We start from the raw sequence: 16687 nt of genomic DNA, 5'->3' as shown, positions 1-16687 counted from the left end.
CACTCGGCAGGCTCAGGCCGCCCGCGCCACGGGCATCAGCATGCCCACCTTCACGAGCTGACGAACCAGCTTGAGGCGGGCCTCGGCCGGGATCTCGGCAGGGAGGTCCGTCGCGGAGAAGGCGGCGCCTCCTTCGATGCGTTCCAGCACTCCGTCGGCACCGTCCGGGAAGCGGACGGTCCGCCCGTTAAAGGACAGGATTTTCGTCGAGGCGCGCTCGTCGACCCGGTAGAGGAGGTCCTGCCGCATGCGAACCGGGTCGTCCATGCCCAGCGTGTCCGCCCGGTCGACATCCTCGATCAAGCCCTGGAAGGGGGCGGCGGTCGTCGCGACGACGCGCGCGCCGAGGGTATCCACCGCCCGTGCCAGCACCGACGCGTCGAGCCGCTCCCGGAGGGCCGCGAGCACGTCCTCGCTGTGTGCCTCGATGTCGGCCGGGTCGGCACCGCGGGCGAACCCTGCGGGGAGCGAGCGCCGGAGCTCGGGCGACGCGCCGAACACGTCGCCCAACGCCGCAAGCACAGCGTCGTGCCAGGTGAGGGTGTACGCGCCGATGGTGAAGTGCATCGAGAGGGTGTCGGTCGTGTAGGCCGCGTGGTAGAACCCGCGCGGGATGTAGAGGAAGTCGCCCTCCTCCAGTACGACCTCCATCATCAGCGGGGGCTCGCTGTTCGGGTCTGTGGAGTGCGAGTAGCGGACCGCACCCGCCTTGAGGCCGAACAGCTCCGGCCGCCCTCGGACGAGCTGGTCGTTCGGCAACTCGACGGGCTCAGCGTACACGTTCCAGTGCTTGCGTCCCTTGATCTGCACCACCAGGACTTCGTGGCCGTCCTGATGGACGTTGAAGCCCTGCGAGTTGCGAGGCGTCAGGTACATGTTGATCCGGACCGGTGCGCTCGTGTGTTGCGTGACCCCGGCCGCCAGGGCCTGTCCGCCAGGGAGGTGGCGCTGGATGCCGCGGATGCGGACGGTGGACCCGTTGGCGAACGCCTTGTACACGCCCTCCTGCTCGTACGCGACGCCCGAGCCGAACTCATGGATCGTGGTCTCCGGCCCCCGGGAGCCGATCACCGACAGCGACATGCCTTGCTCCCCGGAGAATCCCGTGATCAGGGAGTCGATCTCACGGGTCGTGGCGAGGCCATCGTAGTACGAGCTGTCCCCACGCGAGATGTGGAGCGGTTTCTTCTCCCAGTACTCCGCGAAGAACGTCTCGACGGAGATGGGGGCGATGAGTTTTTCGAAGGGGAAGTCCATGGGTGTGGGGGAGGGGGTCACAAACCTAGCACAGGGGAGGTGATGTGAAGAAGGGTGGAAAGGGACGATGTTGCGAGGTCATTCAGGGGCGCAGAGATCCAGTAGGTGCTGGGAAGTGCCGCTCCGAAGGCGAACACGAACCGGTTGAGCCCCATGGTTGCGGCGATCCCGACGTGGAACAGCGTGGCGATCGCGGCGAACGTCAGCGCGCCGGGCGGTCCCAGCAGGATGAGAAGAGGCCCCAGGGTCTCGAAGCCGAGCGTGCCCCACGCTGCGACGGCGGCGAGGGGGCGCACGTGCATGAGCGGCACCAGCGCTGGCGTCCCGAAGGTCTCGGTGGCCATGATCGAGCCGAGCACCGTTCCGTCTCGCCAGCCGGGCACCGACAGCTTCTTGAGGCCCGCCGTCACGTAGGCCACCACGGCATTGCCCGCGACGAACCACAGGGCCGCAGACCGCCCGAGAGAGCCGCCAGCGAGACCATACGCGACCACGGCCGACCACACGATCAATTGCATGTAGTCCGCCCCGTTGGAACTGAGCGGTGCTCGGATGCGGACGAGGAGGTGTACGGCGAGGACCACGATGCCCAGAAGTGCGCCCGCAGGCCCAGCCCACAGGACCAGGGGAGCCACCCCGAAGGCGGCCGCGATCTGGACCCCGAGTGCCCACTTGAGCGGGCCCGTTTGCGTCAGCCGTCTCAGCGTCGGCCGAAAGCGAGTCGCCTCCCAGGCGAAGTACCGGTCGAGCGGGCTTTTTGGGCCGAGCAACTCGGCGGCGTCCAGCGCAACGCCGCACGCCGCGATGAGAGCTGAGATCGCCAGGATGCCGTCGGCGGTCATCGGTCCGCGAGGAGCTGGTCGTACGCCGTCCGCGCGGTCTCACAGATGATCCTCTCCTCCTCGAAGGAGAAACCGAGCTTGTTGCAGAACAAGTGCAGGGCGTGGACGCCGACGAACAGGCCCTGCCCGCCTCGGTGGATCGAGCGGCGGATCAGCGCAGCGAGGGCTCGGACGTCCTGGCGGGACTCGAGAGGACCCTTGAGGGCGTCCGCCATCGTTCGGAGGGCGGCGAGCGAGGGCGTGGGCGCGTCGGCCGAGGCGGCGTGCCGGCGGGCGAAGGCGACGCTCCGAGAGAGCCCCTCGCGTGCATCTCCACGGAGCGCCTCCGACCACAGGGTGGAGATCGTGAGTGCCGTTGCGAGTGCGAGGGTAGAGCGATCCGGCCACGTGCGCGCCTGAAAACTGAGGGCGAGCGTCGACGTGTGTCCGTTCATCACCTCGGCGTAGACGGAATCCCACGTCTCGCCGAAGTAGTGGGTCTCACGCGAGTAGGGCACGAGACGCACACCGGCCGCACCGAACGCCGCGGCGAGGGGAGCGAGCGCGTCGAGGTGCGCCTGTCGAGCCGAAGGCTGCGCCTGGATCCGGAGTCGGAGTTCGAGGCGCTCCTCCCTGTAGAACAGGTGGAAAAAGCGGTGTGCGTCGCCGTCGGCAGCGAGACGCACCAGGGCGGGGGCCAGCGTGCGCGCGAGGATGGTGGCGAGATCGCCACCATGGAGAGCGACGAGCGAGACGTGGTAGCTGTGCCACATCCGGGCACACGCCTTGGTGTGTTCTCGGCGGTAGAGAACCGAAGGGGCAGTGGGTGGCAAGGATCGGGCGGACGAAAGGGTTGCCTGACTGACAGCGCGCTTTCCGAAGGGTACCGACCTCTGTGGGTTTGTGCATCAGGAGAGTTCGGATCCGATTCATCGAAATCGGGCGACGTGGTCCAAACATCGGGTTGCATTCGGGTAGCAGCCGAGAGCTCTCGGTGCGCCCGCTCCTACCGACTGGACACAGCCTGGATCGGGGAGGCTCTCTGGACCGTTGGTCTCCATGCGACCCTGTCCCGCGACCCCCACCGTGTCTGGTGCAGGGGAGATCCAGGCGCTGCGCAGCAGCCCCGAGTTGCCACGCGTGTTCTCCGGAGGTGCTGGGCCGTCCGACGGTTCGGCCCACGTGCCGCGTGCTACCGCAGCCAGCTCGCCGGGTTGACCGCAGTGCCGCCCTGGTAGAGGGCGAAGAACAGCTGGGAGCCGCGCCGCTGGGACGCCGTCCCTGCTCGGCCGATCACCTCGCCCGCGCGGACGCTCTGGCCCTGCGAGACGGCCACCTGCGACAGGTTGCCGTAGAGCGTCACGTACTCGCCGTGCGAGATCATCACGTATGTGCCGTAGGTCGGAATCGTGCCGACGCGCTGCACGACGCCCTCGAACACGGCACGCGCTGGGGCGGCCGGAGCCGTCGAGATGTCGATGCCCGGCGAACTGGTCGTCGTGCCCGTCACCGGGTCGCGACGGGACCCGAAGAGTCCGGTGATGGTGCCGTCGGCGGGGCGGGGGAGGCGGCCCCGGTTCTGACTGAAGGAGCCCGTGAGGTCGACGGTCCGGTTGGTAGCGGGCGGCGGCGCGGGGGCGGGCGGCGGCGCGGGGGCGGGCGTCGTCGTTCTGGGGGCTGGCCGAGGAGCGGGGGCGGTGACCTCCGGCTCGCGCACGGGAGCCGGTGTGGGCGTCGGCGGGGCAGGTGGCGGCGTCGGCGCGGGCGTCGGCGTCGCCTCGGCGATGGGCGGCGAAGGCGTCGGGGCGGTCCTGGGCTCGGGGCGCCTGCGGACCTCGGCGGCTCGGCGGGCGCGCTGCTCGGCCTCACGGGCCTGTCGTTCCACGCGGGCGATGCGCTCCGCCTCGGCTGTCGCAGCGGCCTGGGCGGCAGCCTGGGCCGCGGCCTGGCGCTCGCGCTCCGCCTCCGCGATCCGCTGGCGTTCCCGCTCGGCGGCAGCGCGGGCTCGCTCCTGGGCGACGAGGTCCTGAACGAGGCCCGCCAGTTGCTGGGCGTCGGTGCGGCGCTGTGCGAGCTCGCGCTCCAGGCGGCCCCGCTGCGAGCGGAGGTCGGCGACGAGGCGCTCGCGCTCGCGTCGGCTCTGCGCGATGCGCGTCTGCTCGGCCTGGCTCTGCTGGAGCAGCCGCTGCGTCTCCTCGAGCGATGAGCGGACGGCCACCTCCCGGGTCCGCATCTCGCCGGTCTTTTGAGCGATGCGGTCCACCTGCGCGCGGCGTCGGCTCGCGAACTGCTGCAGGTAGCGCGCGCGCACGATCATCTGGTTGACCGACCCGGCGGAGAGGATCAGCGCGAGGCTGTTGCGACGGCCGTGCATGTAGGCGTGGCGGGCGCGCTCCCGGTACGACTGCTTGGCGTCCTGGATCTCGGTCTCGAGCCGCTCGATGGAGCGCCGGAGCGTCTCGGTCTCGCCGCGGATGGTCCCGATCTGGGTCCGGTACCCCGAGACGAGCTGCTCGCGGAGTTGGACCTCGGCGTCGAGTCCCTCCAGGGCCTGCAACTCGGTCGCCTCCTGGCCGCGTGTCTCGCGGACCCGCTGCTCGACGCCCTCGATCTGAGAGCGGAGGCCGCTCAGGCGGCGCTCGGTTGCCTGGCGGTCCTGCGCCAGCGCGGGAACGGCCAGGAGCAAGCTGAGAAGGAGGACGCGACGCATGACCGGAGTGTCGGCGAGACGGCCGAAAGGTAAAGAGGGGAGCCGGCGAGCGACCGTCTGCGACTACTCGATCTCGATGACGTCGTACCCCTCCGGGCGCACGAACCGCAGGCGGAGGTCCGCGGGGTTGACCTCCAGCCGACGGTGCTCCAGGCTGACCGTCGTCCCGGCACCCTCCAGCCGGACCTGCCGGGGCAGCACGACGCCATCGACGGTGTCGAACGCGCTCGCCTCCTGAAGTCCCGCCTGCCGTCCGTCGGCGCCGAATTCGAGGACGCGGACGACGCGCCAGAGGGCCGGGTCGATGGTATAGGCGCGGCTCCCGGCACCGCCGGGGAGGCGCCCGGTGAGCTGGTACAGGCCGTCCTGCGCGCTGAGCGACCACACCACGTCCGCCTCGGGGACGAGGAGGCCGAGGGCGGCGCGAACGACGCGGGCGTCGGCGCTGGCGCCGGGGACGATGCGGTCGGCGGCGGAGAGCGGCCCGATCACGAGCTCGTCCTGGAGCGAGTTGGCGAACAGCACCGAGTCCCGGGTCACGAGGGCGCGGCCGACGGTGATGCCCAACGGGCCGCGCACGACGACGGTGGTGCTGTCCTCCAGGCGCGTCCGCAGGCTGAACGAGGCGCTCTGGTCGCTGCCGTTCTGCTCCACGCGGAGGTCGCCGTCGGCCGCGACGCTCAGGACGGGCGCGACCGAGGCATCGACCGCCGCCACGATCTGGGCGACGGTGTGGTTCGGGTAGCCAGCCGCCTCGCCAGTCGGGGCGTCGGTGACGAGGGGGCCGGTGGTGATGCAGCCGCTGAGGGCGACGGCGAGGGCGAAGAGGCCGGAGAGGCGAGCGAGCACGGGGAGAGGGTCAGCGGGAAAGGACGGCGTCGAGCCGGGCCCGGAGCGCGGGCGCGTCGGGCAGGTCGTCGCCGAGGAGGTCGAGGGCATCGGCGGCGCGCTGGGCAGCAGCGAGCGCGTCGTCGGTGCGGCCGGCCGCGGCGTACGCCTCTGCAGCGCCCACGAGGACGGACGGCACGGAGGCAAACAGCAGGAGGGCATCGTCGGCCGTCGCCCCGGCGCGAGGGTCCGCAGTCTGGGCGAGGGCCTGGAGCGCGAGCGCCCAGCGGTCGATCTGGCGCGGATCGTCGTCGATCTCGGCCAGCAGCGCGTCGGCGGCCTCCGCGAACTGTCCCGCGGCGAACAGCGCAGGGCCGTCCGCCTCACCTCCCGGAGTCGGCGAGGCCGCAGACCGAGCACCGCCTCGAAGCTCGTCCACCCGTCGGCGGACCGCGGGGTCGTTGGGCGCGAGTCGAACGGCGGCCTGGGCCTGTGCGAGCGCGTCGTCGGCGTCGCCCTGCTGCTCGGCGAGCACGGAGAGCCGGAGCCGCGCCGCGACGGTGTCGCCCACGCGGACGAGGGCGGCGAGGGCGTCTCGCTCGGCAGCCGCGTCTCCACGCTCCGCGGCGAGGTCGGCCGAGAGCGCGAGCACGTCCGGGTCGGCAGGAGAGAGGGTGCGGGCGCGATCGATCACTGAGGCCGCCTCGGCCGGCTGGCGGGCGCCGCGGAGGGCAGTGGCGAAGGCCAGCCACGCCTCGGCGCGGTCGGGCGCGGCCTCGGTCGCCCGGCGGGCGAAGAAGACGGCGTCGGCGGGAGCGTCCATGGCCGTGGCGACCTCGGCGCGGAGGGTCAGCACGGTCACGTCGCCGGGCGCGGCCTCCAGGACTGCGTCCAGCGAGCGGCGGGCCGTCTCGAAGTCCTCGATGGCGACGGCCGTCAGCGCGCGGACGAACCGACCTTCGGCCTCCGCGGCGTCGGCCCGTGACTGCGCCGAGGCCGGCATGGCGGCGAGGAGGAGCAGGGCGACCGCGAGGCGCACAGGGTAGGGGGGAGGGGGGGAACGGAAGATCGCACGAGCGCGCGGCGGGCCAACGCTAGCTTTCGGCCGGTTCGTACCCCACCCCATGGCCGACGCCCCCACGCTGTCCCGCTTCCGCGCGCCCGACACGACGCTCATCCTCGCGGGGATCATCGTGTTCGCAGCGGTGCTCACCTGGATCGTGCCACCGGGCGAGTATGCCCGCGCCGAGATCGAGGTCGAGGGCGTCGGGACGCGCGAGGTGGTCGTGCCGGGCTCTTACGGGCGTATGGAGCGGGGCGACGAGGGGGTCGTGAGCCGCCTGCTGCACTCGGCGGCGATGGTCCTCCAGGCGCCCATCCGCGGGTTCGTCGATGAGGACGCGGCGCCCATCATCGCGTTCGTGCTGCTCGTCGGCGGTGCGTTCGCGGTGCTGACCGAGACCGGGGCGGTGGACGCCGCGCTGCGGCGCGTGGTCTCGGCCGCCGAGCGGTCCCCGACGCTGGACGTGCTGCTCATCCCGCTCTTCATCGCCATCTTCTCGCTCGGTGGGGCGGTGTTCGGGATGTCGGAGGAGACCATTCCCTTCGTGCTCATCTTCGTCCCCCTGGCGCTGGCGCTGGGCTACGACTCGCTGACGGGCGCCGCGATTCCGTTCCTGGGCAGCGCGGCGGGATTCGCGTCGGCCTTCTTCAACCCGTTCACGGTCGGCGTGGCGCAGGGGATCTCGGGCGTGGCGCTGTTCAGCGGCGCGGGGTTCCGGGTCGTGCTCTGGGTGATCGTGACGGCCGTGGTGGCGGGCTTCGTGATGTGGCATGCGCGGCGCGTTCGCCGGGACCCGGCTCGGAGCCCGGTCCACGCCATCGACGCCGCGCAGAAGGGGGAGGGGCTGGTGGAGGTGGAGAGCGGCTTCACGGCCACCCATGGGGCGGTGCTGCTCGCGTTCGCCGCAGGCATCGGCGTGCTGGTCGCGGGTGTGCTGCTGGCGCAGTGGTACATCGTCGAGATCGCAGCCCTGTTCGTCGGCCTCGGGGTGGTGATGGGCGCCGTCGGTGGGCTGGGCGGCAACGGGACGGCCCGCGCGTTCATGATGGGCGTCCGCGACCTGGCGCCGACGGCCGTCATCATCGGGCTGGCGCGGGGCATCCTGATTGTCCTCGAAGACGGTCACGTCGTGGACACGATCCTCGACGCTCTGGCCTCCGGGCTCGGTGGTGCGGGCGCGACGCTGGCGGCGTGCGCGATGTTCGGCATCCAGACCGCGATCAACTTCTTCGTCCCGTCCGGCAGCGGGCAGGCCGCGCTGACGATGCCGCTCATGGCCCCGCTGGCCGACCTCGTCGGCGTGAGCCGCCAGACGGCAGTGCTCGCCTTCCAGATGGGGGACGGCTTCACGAACATGATTATCCCCACCAGCGCCGTCCTGATGGGCGTGTTGTCGCTCGCAAAGGTCCCGTGGCCGACGTGGGCGAAGTGGGTGCTTCCGCTGCAACTGCTCCTCGTGACGGTCGGCCTCGTCGCCCTCGTGATCGCGGTCGGGATCGGGTATGCGTGAACCCGAGGTCCTTAACGGTGTACACTACCGGGCACGGAAGCGCTGCCACCACACGTTCTTCGCATCGCGCTCCCGCCCGGTTGGCACGTCCCTTGACAGCCTCCGGACTCCCACTGGTTCTCCCACCCTCCCCCGCACCATGTCCCGATTCTTCCTTCGTGCGCTCGGCGCCGTCGCTCTCCTCGTCCTCGCTGCCCCCGCCTTCGCTCAGTCCGTCGACGGCTGTTGGGCGACCATCGACGACGACGACGGCAGCGTCAAGTCGTACGTCCGGATCTACTCTGAGGGCGGCGCCAAAGTCGGCGACATCGTCCGCCTCACGAACAGCGGTGGTCGCTGCACCGACTGCGCGGATCGCTACAACAACCGCGTCCTCCGCAACGAGCGGATCATGAGCGGCTTCCGGGCCGATGGCAACCGGTACACCGGCGGCAGCATCATCGACCCGAAGAGCGGCCGGACCTACAACGCGCTGATGAACCTCGTCGAGGGCAACAGCGACCGTCTGTACCTCCGCGGATACATCGGCGTCCGCGCGCTGGGTCGCTCGCAGACGTGGCGTCGCGCGGCGGCCTCGAACTGCGCCTCCTGATCCTCGGTTAGGGATTCGTGACGGCCCCCCGGTTGCGCTCGCAGCCGGGGGGCTTCGTCGTATCATCACGGAGCCGTCGGCGCCGGTGCCGACCGCGAACCGTGCCGCTGCCTTCCCAACGTCGTCCCCCCACGGTCTCCTGCCGTCGGTCGCCCGCTCCGTCGCGGGCCGGTCGTGAACTCCCTCGGCGGCCCGGTCCTGGTGCTCAACCAGGACTACCAGGCGCTGTCGGTGTGCAGCGTCGAGCGGGCGGTGGGGTTGGTGTTCCTGCAGAAGGCCGAGATGGTGGCCGCGCGGGCAGACCGAGCGCTGCGCTCGACGCGCGCCTCGTACCCGTGGCCGAGCGTCGTTCGGCTGAAGCGCTACGTGCGGGTGCCGTACCGCAAGGTGCTCCTGACGCGCCGCAACGTGATCCGCCGCGACGGTCACACGTGCGTCTACTGCGGCGCCACCGAGCGGCTCACCATCGACCACGTGATGCCGAAGTCGCGGGGTGGGCCGGACACATGGGAGAACCTCGTCGCCGCGTGCACGCCCTGCAACAACCGCAAGGGCAACCGAACGCCAGAGGAGGCGGGGCTGACGATGTACTCGCGCCCCTTCCGCCCGAGCCACGTCATGTACATGCGCGACCTGATCGGCACCGGGGAGGAGGCGTGGAAGCCGTTCCTGTTCGCAGCGTGAGGGGGCGCTGCGCTCGCGGACAGAGGAATCCGCTTCGGTCGATTGCAACGACAGAGGTCTGGTCGCGGAGCAGCAGCGGCCCGAACTTCTCGGTTCCCGATCCCTGATTCCCGACCCCCATGATCCTCCCTGACGGCCGCGACCTCCGGCCCGGCAAAGTCCTCTGCATCGGCCGCAACTACGTCGCCCACGTCATCGAGATGGGCGGGCGCGAGGGCGACCAGCCGGTCGTCTTCCTGAAGCCGTCCTCGGCGCTCATCGCGGACGGCGACGACATCGTGCTGCCCCGCCAGTCGGCCGACGTCCACCACGAGGTGGAACTGGTCGCCGTGATCGGCACGGGCGGCAAGGACGTCGCCGAGGCGGACGCCCTCGGGCACGTCGCGGCCTACGCCGTCGGCCTCGATATGACGGCGCGCGACCTCCAGGCGGACGCCAAGAAGGGCGGCAAGCCGTGGAGCGTCGCCAAGGGCTTCGACACGTTCGCGCCGCTCGGTCCGCTCGTGGACGCCGCCGACGTGCCAGACCCCCAGGCGCTCGACATCACGCTCACCATCGACGGCGAGGTGCGTCAGCAGGGCTCGACCTCCCTGATGGCGTTCTCGGTGGCCCGCATCGTCTCGTTCCTGTCGAGCGTGTTCACGCTGGAGCCGGGCGACCTGATCTACACCGGCACGCCGGAGGGTGTGGGTCCGGTGCACGAAGGCGAGACGCTGGTCGCCTCCATCGGCGGCTTCCCGTCGCTGACGGTCGGCGTGCGACGCTGAGGCACCACGCGGCGCGGTCGGTCGTTCGGAGGCGGTCTGCCCCGGTTTCCTCTCTGCCGCTCGTGCCCTCCACCCTCCGCCGCTCCGCCTGGCTGGCGTTCGCCCTCGTCGCGCTCACCGCGCAGGCCCAGCCTGTCCGGACCGGGGTGACGGTGCCCGACCGGTCGGCCCCGCGCCCCACCGAGAGCGTCGGGCGCTTCGAGGCGACCGTCGTGGATGCGGAGACCCGCCAGCCGCTCCCCGGCGCGACGGCTCAGGTGCAGGGTTTCCAGGGCGGCGCCTCCGCCGACGCCGAGGGACGGCTCGCACTCGACCTGCCCGAGCTTCCCGCGACCGTCGTGGTGCGGTTCGTCGGCTACGCGCCGGGTCTGGTGCCTCTCACAGCGGAGGACCTGCAGGACGGCGTCGTCCGGCGGACCGTCCGCCTCTCGCCCGCGCCGACGACGCTCGGCGAGGTGGTGGTGACCGACGAGCCGCCCGGGGAGGTGCTGTGGCGGCGCCTGCTCGCACGCCGCCAGCGCCTCTCGGTTCGGCTCGGGGCGTATGCGGCCGAAGGCTACTCGCGCCTGCTGCTCACTCGCGACGGCGTCACCGACGTGCGGCCGGTCGCGATCTCGCTCACCGAGGCCGTCTCCAACCTGTCGTGGTCGCGCGGCCTCGGGCTCCAGGAGGAGGTCGTCGCCCGGCGGCGGCTGCCCGATGGCGGGCCGTTCCGGTGGGCCGGGCTGGAGCCGCTCCCGGACCTCTACTTCGAGGACGTGCTGTGGCTCGACGGGCGCCCCATCCCGTCGCCCACCCGCTACGATGCGCTCGACCACTACGCCTTTCGGCTGGGCGAGACCGTCGAGGTGGACGGCCTCCGGTACCTCGACCTCGCCGTCATCCCGCGTCGCGGCGGCCTCGTGGCGGGCCGCATCCGGGTCGTCGACTCGCTCCTCGTCATCGCCGAGGCGGACCTCCGGGCGGACTTCTCGCCCGGCGGCTCGGTCGATCTGTTCGACGCCTCGTACCACTGGGAGTTCGAGCCGGTCTGGACCAGCGCGTCGCTGGCCGACTCGGTCTGGCTCCCACGCCGGTTCGACCGCGAGGGGACGGTGCAGGTGAACCTCCCCGGCAACCGCATTCCACAGGTTCGCTTCCGCCAGACCACACTGCTGGACCTCGTGGTGCCGGGCGTCCGCGGCGAGGCGACCGGCCTGGGACGTCGCTACCGGAATCCGCGGAGCGCCTACGCGGGCCACGAGATCTTCCGGGCCGGGCGCGCGGCGCTCCCGTTCGACAGTCTGGAGGTGGTCGCCAATGAGTCGGAGTGGATCCGACGGTCGGAACTGGCCGACCTCCTCAAGCCCCAGGAGGGGCTGTCGCTGGGAGGCCTGTTCGGCGCTGCCCTCTCCCTGGCGGGCGTCGACGTGGAGGGAGAGGACGACGACTGAACGAGGCGGGCGCAGAGCGTGGGGATGAGCCCGCGCTCCGCGCCCGGTGGCCTACTTCGGGTCCTGCCCCTTGCCGGTCAGGCCGCCGTGGAAGCGCTGGAGGTGGCCCTCGATGAACCACGTGCCCCGCTCTGCGACGTGGACGATCTGGTCGTAGAGGTCCGTCGTGCCGGGGTCACCGATCTCGTCGCTCTTGCCGTTCGACTCGCGGATGTGATCGGCGTACTGCGCCCAGCGGTCGGCGAGGACGGTGAGGAACGACGGGTCGTTGAGATCGCTCTCGTCCTCGTCCTGGTCGGTGCCGGGGAAGGGGTCGATGAGGCTGTTCTTGGCCGCCATCCGTACGGTGCCGTACGCGTAGCCGCCGAGGAGAACGATGCGCTCGGCGATGAGGTCTGCGGGCTCCTCCAGCTTCTCGGCCAGCTCGTCGTAGAGCAGGTGGAGCTGGTAGAAGTCCTTGCCCTTGACGTTCCAGTGGGCCTGCTTCGTCTGAGAGTAGAGGTCCGAGGTCGCGGCGAGGGTCGTGTTGAGCAGCTCGACGAGCTGGTGCCGCTTGTCGGCGTCGATGCCGAGGCGGGTGGTGTACGGGGTCTGAGCGGTCTTGGAGTCTGCCATGGGAGGAGAGAAGGGAAGAGAGGGATCGTCTATACCGGCCCGTGGGCGCTGCTGATCCGACCCTCTCGGAATCTCTGTCCGGACTCAGGGGCTCCCCGAGCCCGTCTCTGTTGCTCGATTCGAGGCATGGCGGGCGGACTGTCGGAGTGCCGACGCGCCACCCTCCTTCGGCCCGTTGGGCTGGCTCGCCTCGGGCCCGAGGCGGAGGGAGCGGCGATTTCGCCGGAGCCCCTCCGGCCGCGGCGCTAGGTTCTGTGGATCAGACTCAGACGCATCGATGAAGACGTTCGCCCTCCGTCCCTCGCTCGACTCCGCCGCCGACGCCCGGCCCGGCGCCCCCGGCGACCCCTCCGCCGCCGACACGTCCGAGGCCGAGGCCCTGCTCGGGGGCCTCAATCCCGTCCAGGCCGAGGCCGCGCGGACGACCGAGGGACCGGTCATGATCATCGCCGGTCCGGGATCCGGCAAGACGCGCACGCTCACGCACCGGATCGCCTACCTGCTGGCGGCCAAGAAGGCGTGGCCCAGCCAGATCCTGGCGCTGACGTTCACCAACAAGGCCGCCCGCGAGATGCGGAGCCGCGTCATGGGGCTCGTCGGCGAGGAGGCCAAGGGGATGTGGATCGGGACCTTCCACAGCGTGTTCGCCCGCGTCCTGCGCCGCGAGGCAGACCAGATCGGCTTCTCGCGCGACTTCACGATCTACGACTCGGATGACTCCGAGAAGATGATCAAGGAGCTCATGACGCGCTACAACGTCGACCCGAAGCGCGTCACGCCGCGGTCGGTCAAGAACGCCATCTCGGGCGCCAAGAACGCGATGGTGAGCCCGGAGGAGTACGCCCGCCTCGCAGGCGACCCCTTCACCGAGGCCGCCGCGAAGCTCTACACGCCGTACCAGGCCGCGCTCCGGAAGGCCAACGCGATGGACTTCGACGACCTGCTCGGCATGCCCATCCGCCTGTTCGAGCAGCATCCGGACACGCTCAAGGCCTACCAGCGTCGCTGGCGGTACCTCCACATCGACGAGTACCAGGACACCAACCGCACGCAGTACGTGCTGGCGAAGCTCCTCGCGGCCGACCACCACAACCTCTGCGTCGTCGGCGACGACGCGCAGTCGATCTACGCCTTCCGCGGGGCTGACATCCAGAACATCCTCTCGTTCCAGAAGGACTACCCGGGGGCGAAAGAGCTGCGGCTGGAGCAGAACTACCGCAGCACCCAGAAGATCGTCCGGCTGGCGGACGCGGTCATCAAGGGCAACGCGAAGCAGCTCGACAAGACGCTCTGGACCGACAACGACGAGGGCGACCCGATCGTCCTCATGGAGGCGCTCTCGGAGCGCGACGAGGCGCAGAAGATCGAGCGCACCCTCCGCGACATCCGGTCTCGCACGGGCATCGGCTGGCGCGACGCGGCGGTGCTGTACCGGACGAACGCGCAGAGTCGCTCGATCGAAGAGGCCCTGCGGCGCGGCGGCATCCCGTACCGGATCGTCGGCGGGACAAGCTTCTACCAGCGCAAGGAGATCAAGGACGCGCTCGCCTACCTCCGGCTGGTCGTCAACCCGAGCGACGACGCCTCCATCCTGCGCGTCGTCAACGTGCCGACGCGCGGCATCGGCGGCAAGACGCTCGACCAGCTCCGGACCTACGCCGCCGAGCACCGCGTGGCGCTGTGGCAGGCCATCCAGGACCCCCAGGGCGCCGGGCTCTCGGCCCGGGCATCGAAGGCCGTGGAAGAATTCGGCTTCCTGATCTCGCGCTTCGCCTCGAAGGCCACCACCGCTCCGGCCGACGAACTGGCCCGCGAGCTGATCCAGGAGACAGGTCTCCTCAAGACCCTCCGCGACCAGAACACGCCCGAGGCACTGACGCGGCTGGAGAACGTCCACGAGCTGCTGAACGCTGTCGCCGAGTTCGCGGGCTCTGACCCGTCCGGCGAGCCGCGCACACTCTCGGAGTTCCTCCAGGAGGTCAGCCTCGTGGCCGACGTGGACCGCCTCAGCGACGACGAGAACCGGGTCACGCTCATGACGCTCCACGCGTCGAAGGGACTGGAGTTCAAGGTGGTGTTCGTGACCGGCCTCGAAGAAGGGCTCTTCCCGCTGGCGAAGGCGGCGCAGGACCCGACCGAGCTGGAAGAAGAGCGGCGGCTCCTCTACGTGGGCGTGACGCGCGCCGAGGAGATGCTCTACCTCAGCTTCGCCCGGAGCCGGTACCGCTACGGCGACCAGCAGTCGAGCATCCGCAGCCGCTTCCTGGACGAGCTGGACGGCGACGACCTGCTGCGCACCGAGTCGGGCGGGCGCGTCGAGACGCGGACCGACCGCTTCAAGACGGCCGACGGGGGCATGGGCCGCTACGGCGGCATGGACCCGGACTACTGGAAGGACACCCTCCGCCCGGAGGCCGAGGCGGCCAAGAAGCTCAAGCGGCGCACCAAGAAGGTCTCGTCCGGCGAGCGGCAGATCGTCTACGACGAGGGGCAGGCGGCCGTCGTGCCGGGCGTGCAGGTCTACCACAGCGCCTTCGGGAACGGCAAGGTGATCTCGGTCGAGGGCGTCGGCGAGCGCGCGATGGCGACCGTCAACTTCAAGTCGGTCGGGATGAAGAAGCTGAAGCTGGCCTTTGCCAAGCTGCAGGTGGTCGCTTGACCCCGCTCCCGCCGTCGACCCACGACACCGCCCAGTTCCTCGACTACCACGTCTCGATGCTCCGGGACACGGTCCGGACGAACGCCTTCCGCGAGGCCGTCCACGCCACCGTCGTCGAGGGGGACGTCGTGGTCGACATCGGGTGCGGGACGGGCATCCTCTCGCTGTTCGCGTGCCAGGCGGGCGCGCGGCACGTCTACGCCATCGACCGCGGCCCCGTGCTGGACGTCGCCCGCGACCTCGCGCGCCGCAACGGGCTGGCGGATCGCATCTCGTTCCTCCGTGGCGAGTCGACGGTCCTCGATCCGCCTGAGCGGGCGGACGTGCTGATCACGGAGACGCTCTGGAACCTGGGCCTCGGCGAGGGCCTGCTCTCGACCGTGTCCGACGCCGTCCGGCGGTGGCTCCGCCCGGGCGCGGCCATCATCCCAGGGACGGTCGAGGTTCGGCTCGCACCGATCGGCCTGCGCGGCCTGCGGGAGCGCCTCTCGGTGGCGGACCTCGACTACGGCGTCGACTTCTCGCACCTGGAGGCGGCCTCGCGCAACGTGCCGCGCTCAATGTTCATCTGGCCCGAGGCGGTGCGCTGCCCCGCTCAGACGGTATGGTCCGCGCGTCTCCCGTACGGCGGCCCCGAGACGATCCCGATGGCGGCCGAGTTCGTCGTCGAGACGGCCGGGACGGTCAACGCCTTCGGGGGCTGGTTCCGGTCGGACCTCGGTGGGGGCGTCGTGTTGAGCAACGCGCCCCCCAGCGCCGCGCCGAGCTGGGAGCAGGCCGTGTTCCCGCTCAGCCACGCCGTCGAGGTGGCGCCCGGCGACCGCATTCGGGTGGCCCTGGAGACGGACGCGACGGCCGACACCACGTGGACGTGGGCCACCCGAGTGCTTCGCGACGGCGCCGAAGTCGCCGCGTTCCAGCAGTCCACGCGCGACGTGAGGCTTCTGACGTCAGCCTGAGGCCGCCCGCCTCGGCACCGAGGCGGTAGACCGGAACTGCGAGGCGTCGGCGTCTAAACGGGCAACTCCGGCGTCCCGATCTCCTCGGGCGTCGGGTGCACCGGCCGGGACGGCCCGGGCTGCGGACGCGCGACGTACGCCGGCGACAGCGGAGCGAACGGCGCAGGCGCCACGGGGATCGGCCTGTCCTGGGCGGGAGCCATGCGGACCGGCGCGACCGGGGGCGGGACGGGTGCGGGTGGAGGAGCGGGGGCGGACGCCGCCGCGCCATATCCCGCGCTCCCGATGGGTTCGGAGATCATCTCCGTCATGGCATCCACGTCGCTCTGCGAGAGGAGGCCCTCGACGCGGTCGAGGAGTTGGGTCACGCACGTGGCTCGGTACATCAGGTCCTCGCGGATCTCGCCGCGGTGGGCGGCCGCGTACTGGATCTGCACGTTGAGGATCGACCACTGGCACTTGAGGTCGATGTAGCACAGCGCGAGGATGCGCTCGAGCTCCTCCATGCTGTCCATCTCCGCTGTCACGTTGAGGATCTGGTTGCGGAGCCCTCGGGTGTAGGCGAGCGTGGCGAGGATCTGCGAGTGCGCCGCGTCGTGCCACTCTGCGAGGGTCTGCGCCCAGCCCTCTTCGAGGGCGGCGGCGGTGAGGGCGTCCTTGACGCTGTAGGGGGTAAGCATAGAGAGGGAGAGGTGTCGTGGCCCCGGAACTGGCAAATCGGGTTCCGTGCCGCTCCCGCCCGCGCAATCGTCACGTCGGCGTGCCCGAGCGAGGTCCTGCCCCTCCAGC

The 16687-nt window shown here is 70.9% G+C and carries 15 protein-coding genes; 7 read left to right on the top strand and 8 right to left on the bottom strand.

The annotated features are described in order from the left end of the window. Positions 1 to 12 precede the first annotated feature (12 nt). From B1759_RS02400 to B1759_RS19170, 6 genes are all read right to left on the bottom strand, one after another. Positions 13 to 1257 carry a cupin domain-containing protein gene (locus B1759_RS02400; RefSeq protein ID WP_095513442.1) on the bottom strand — a complete coding sequence of 415 codons (1245 nt, stop codon included), beginning with the start codon at positions 1255 to 1257 and terminating at the stop codon, positions 13 to 15. 17 nt (positions 1258 to 1274) lie between these two features. Next, positions 1275 to 2099: a hypothetical protein gene (locus tag B1759_RS02395; RefSeq protein ID WP_095513441.1), complete on the bottom strand. Its 825-nt coding sequence runs from the start codon at positions 2097 to 2099 to the stop codon at positions 1275 to 1277. Next, the gene (locus B1759_RS02390) at positions 2096 to 2851 is read right to left on the bottom strand and encodes a thiopeptide-type bacteriocin biosynthesis protein (protein ID WP_095513440.1); all 756 of its coding nucleotides are present in this window, start codon (positions 2849 to 2851) and stop codon (positions 2096 to 2098) included. The genes B1759_RS02395 and B1759_RS02390 overlap by 4 nt, the downstream gene beginning before the upstream one ends. Before the next feature lie 419 nt (positions 2852 to 3270). Beyond that, on the bottom strand, positions 3271 to 4788 hold the full coding sequence (locus B1759_RS02385) for a murein hydrolase activator EnvC (RefSeq protein ID WP_095513439.1): 1518 nt from the start codon (positions 4786 to 4788) through the stop codon (positions 3271 to 3273). A gap of 63 nt (positions 4789 to 4851) precedes the next feature. Next, a complete protein-coding gene (locus tag B1759_RS02380; RefSeq protein WP_158225082.1) occupies positions 4852 to 5637 on the bottom strand; it encodes a DUF4292 domain-containing protein in 786 nt (261 codons plus the stop codon). Between the two features lie 10 nt (positions 5638 to 5647). Next, positions 5648 to 6655, bottom strand: a complete 1008-nt coding sequence (locus B1759_RS19170) for a tetratricopeptide repeat protein (protein WP_158225081.1) — start codon at positions 6653 to 6655, stop codon at positions 5648 to 5650. Between the two features lie 85 nt (positions 6656 to 6740). Here B1759_RS19170 and B1759_RS02375 point away from each other — a divergent pair, with 85 nt between their 5' ends. The 5 genes from B1759_RS02375 (at position 6741) to B1759_RS02355 (ending at position 11665) form a co-directional block, all read left to right on the top strand. After that, positions 6741 to 8189 (top strand): YfcC family protein, encoded by a 1449-nt coding sequence (locus B1759_RS02375; protein ID WP_095513437.1) that lies wholly within the window; start codon positions 6741 to 6743, stop codon positions 8187 to 8189. A gap of 139 nt (positions 8190 to 8328) precedes the next feature. Next, entirely contained in the window at positions 8329 to 8781 is a 453-nt protein-coding gene (locus B1759_RS02370) for a DUF2147 domain-containing protein (RefSeq protein ID WP_158225080.1), read from the top strand. 174 nt (positions 8782 to 8955) lie between these two features. Further along, the gene (locus tag B1759_RS02365) at positions 8956 to 9465 is read left to right on the top strand and encodes an HNH endonuclease (protein WP_095513435.1); all 510 of its coding nucleotides are present in this window, start codon (positions 8956 to 8958) and stop codon (positions 9463 to 9465) included. A 119-nt stretch (positions 9466 to 9584) separates the two neighbouring features. After that, the gene (locus B1759_RS02360) at positions 9585 to 10232 is read left to right on the top strand and encodes a fumarylacetoacetate hydrolase family protein (protein ID WP_095513434.1); all 648 of its coding nucleotides are present in this window, start codon (positions 9585 to 9587) and stop codon (positions 10230 to 10232) included. Between the two features lie 62 nt (positions 10233 to 10294). Continuing rightward, positions 10295 to 11665: a carboxypeptidase-like regulatory domain-containing protein gene (locus B1759_RS02355; RefSeq protein ID WP_158225079.1), complete on the top strand. Its 1371-nt coding sequence runs from the start codon at positions 10295 to 10297 to the stop codon at positions 11663 to 11665. 51 nt (positions 11666 to 11716) lie between these two features. Here the strand turns inward: B1759_RS02355 and dps are convergent, their stop codons facing one another. Then, entirely contained in the window at positions 11717 to 12280 is a 564-nt protein-coding gene (gene dps / locus B1759_RS02350; protein WP_095513432.1) for a DNA starvation/stationary phase protection protein Dps, read from the bottom strand. 277 nt (positions 12281 to 12557) lie between these two features. Here dps and B1759_RS02345 point away from each other — a divergent pair, with 277 nt between their 5' ends. After that, positions 12558 to 14939 carry an ATP-dependent helicase gene (locus tag B1759_RS02345; protein WP_095513431.1) on the top strand — a complete coding sequence of 794 codons (2382 nt, stop codon included), beginning with the start codon at positions 12558 to 12560 and terminating at the stop codon, positions 14937 to 14939. Next, positions 14936 to 15898 carry a 50S ribosomal protein L11 methyltransferase gene (locus B1759_RS02340; RefSeq protein WP_095513430.1) on the top strand — a complete coding sequence of 321 codons (963 nt, stop codon included), beginning with the start codon at positions 14936 to 14938 and terminating at the stop codon, positions 15896 to 15898. The genes B1759_RS02345 and B1759_RS02340 overlap by 4 nt, the downstream gene beginning before the upstream one ends. A gap of 53 nt (positions 15899 to 15951) precedes the next feature. Here the strand turns inward: B1759_RS02340 and B1759_RS02335 are convergent, their stop codons facing one another. Beyond that, a complete protein-coding gene (locus tag B1759_RS02335; protein WP_095513429.1) occupies positions 15952 to 16578 on the bottom strand; it encodes a hypothetical protein in 627 nt (208 codons plus the stop codon). Positions 16579 to 16687: the final 109 nt, after the last annotated feature.

Source organism: Rubrivirga sp. SAORIC476 (genome assembly GCF_002283555.1).
Lineage (GTDB): Bacteria > Bacteroidota > Rhodothermia > Rhodothermales > Rubricoccaceae > Rubrivirga.
This window is presented reverse-complemented; position numbering and strand designations above follow the sequence as displayed.

Bases quoted from the DNA above. Each gene is read 5' to 3' on its own strand.
- B1759_RS02370 (WP_158225080.1), top strand. From the start codon at position 8,329: ATGTCCCGATTCTTCCTTCGTGCGCTCGGCGCCGTCGCTCTCCTCGTC.
- B1759_RS02375 (WP_095513437.1), top strand. From the start codon at position 6,741: ATGGCCGACGCCCCCACGCTGTCCCGCTTCCGCGCGCCCGACACGACG.
- B1759_RS02345 (WP_095513431.1), top strand. From the start codon at position 12,558: ATGAAGACGTTCGCCCTCCGTCCCTCGCTCGACTCCGCCGCCGACGCC.
- dps (WP_095513432.1), bottom strand. From the start codon at position 12,280: ATGGCAGACTCCAAGACCGCTCAGACCCCGTACACCACCCGCCTCGGC.
- B1759_RS02335 (WP_095513429.1), bottom strand. From the start codon at position 16,578: ATGCTTACCCCCTACAGCGTCAAGGACGCCCTCACCGCCGCCGCCCTC.
- B1759_RS02400 (WP_095513442.1), bottom strand. From the start codon at position 1,257: ATGGACTTCCCCTTCGAAAAACTCATCGCCCCCATCTCCGTCGAGACG.
- B1759_RS02395 (WP_095513441.1), bottom strand. From the start codon at position 2,099: ATGACCGCCGACGGCATCCTGGCGATCTCAGCTCTCATCGCGGCGTGC.
- B1759_RS02360 (WP_095513434.1), top strand. From the start codon at position 9,585: ATGATCCTCCCTGACGGCCGCGACCTCCGGCCCGGCAAAGTCCTCTGC.
- B1759_RS02390 (WP_095513440.1), bottom strand. From the start codon at position 2,851: ATGTGGCACAGCTACCACGTCTCGCTCGTCGCTCTCCATGGTGGCGAT.
- B1759_RS02385 (WP_095513439.1), bottom strand. From the start codon at position 4,788: ATGCGTCGCGTCCTCCTTCTCAGCTTGCTCCTGGCCGTTCCCGCGCTG.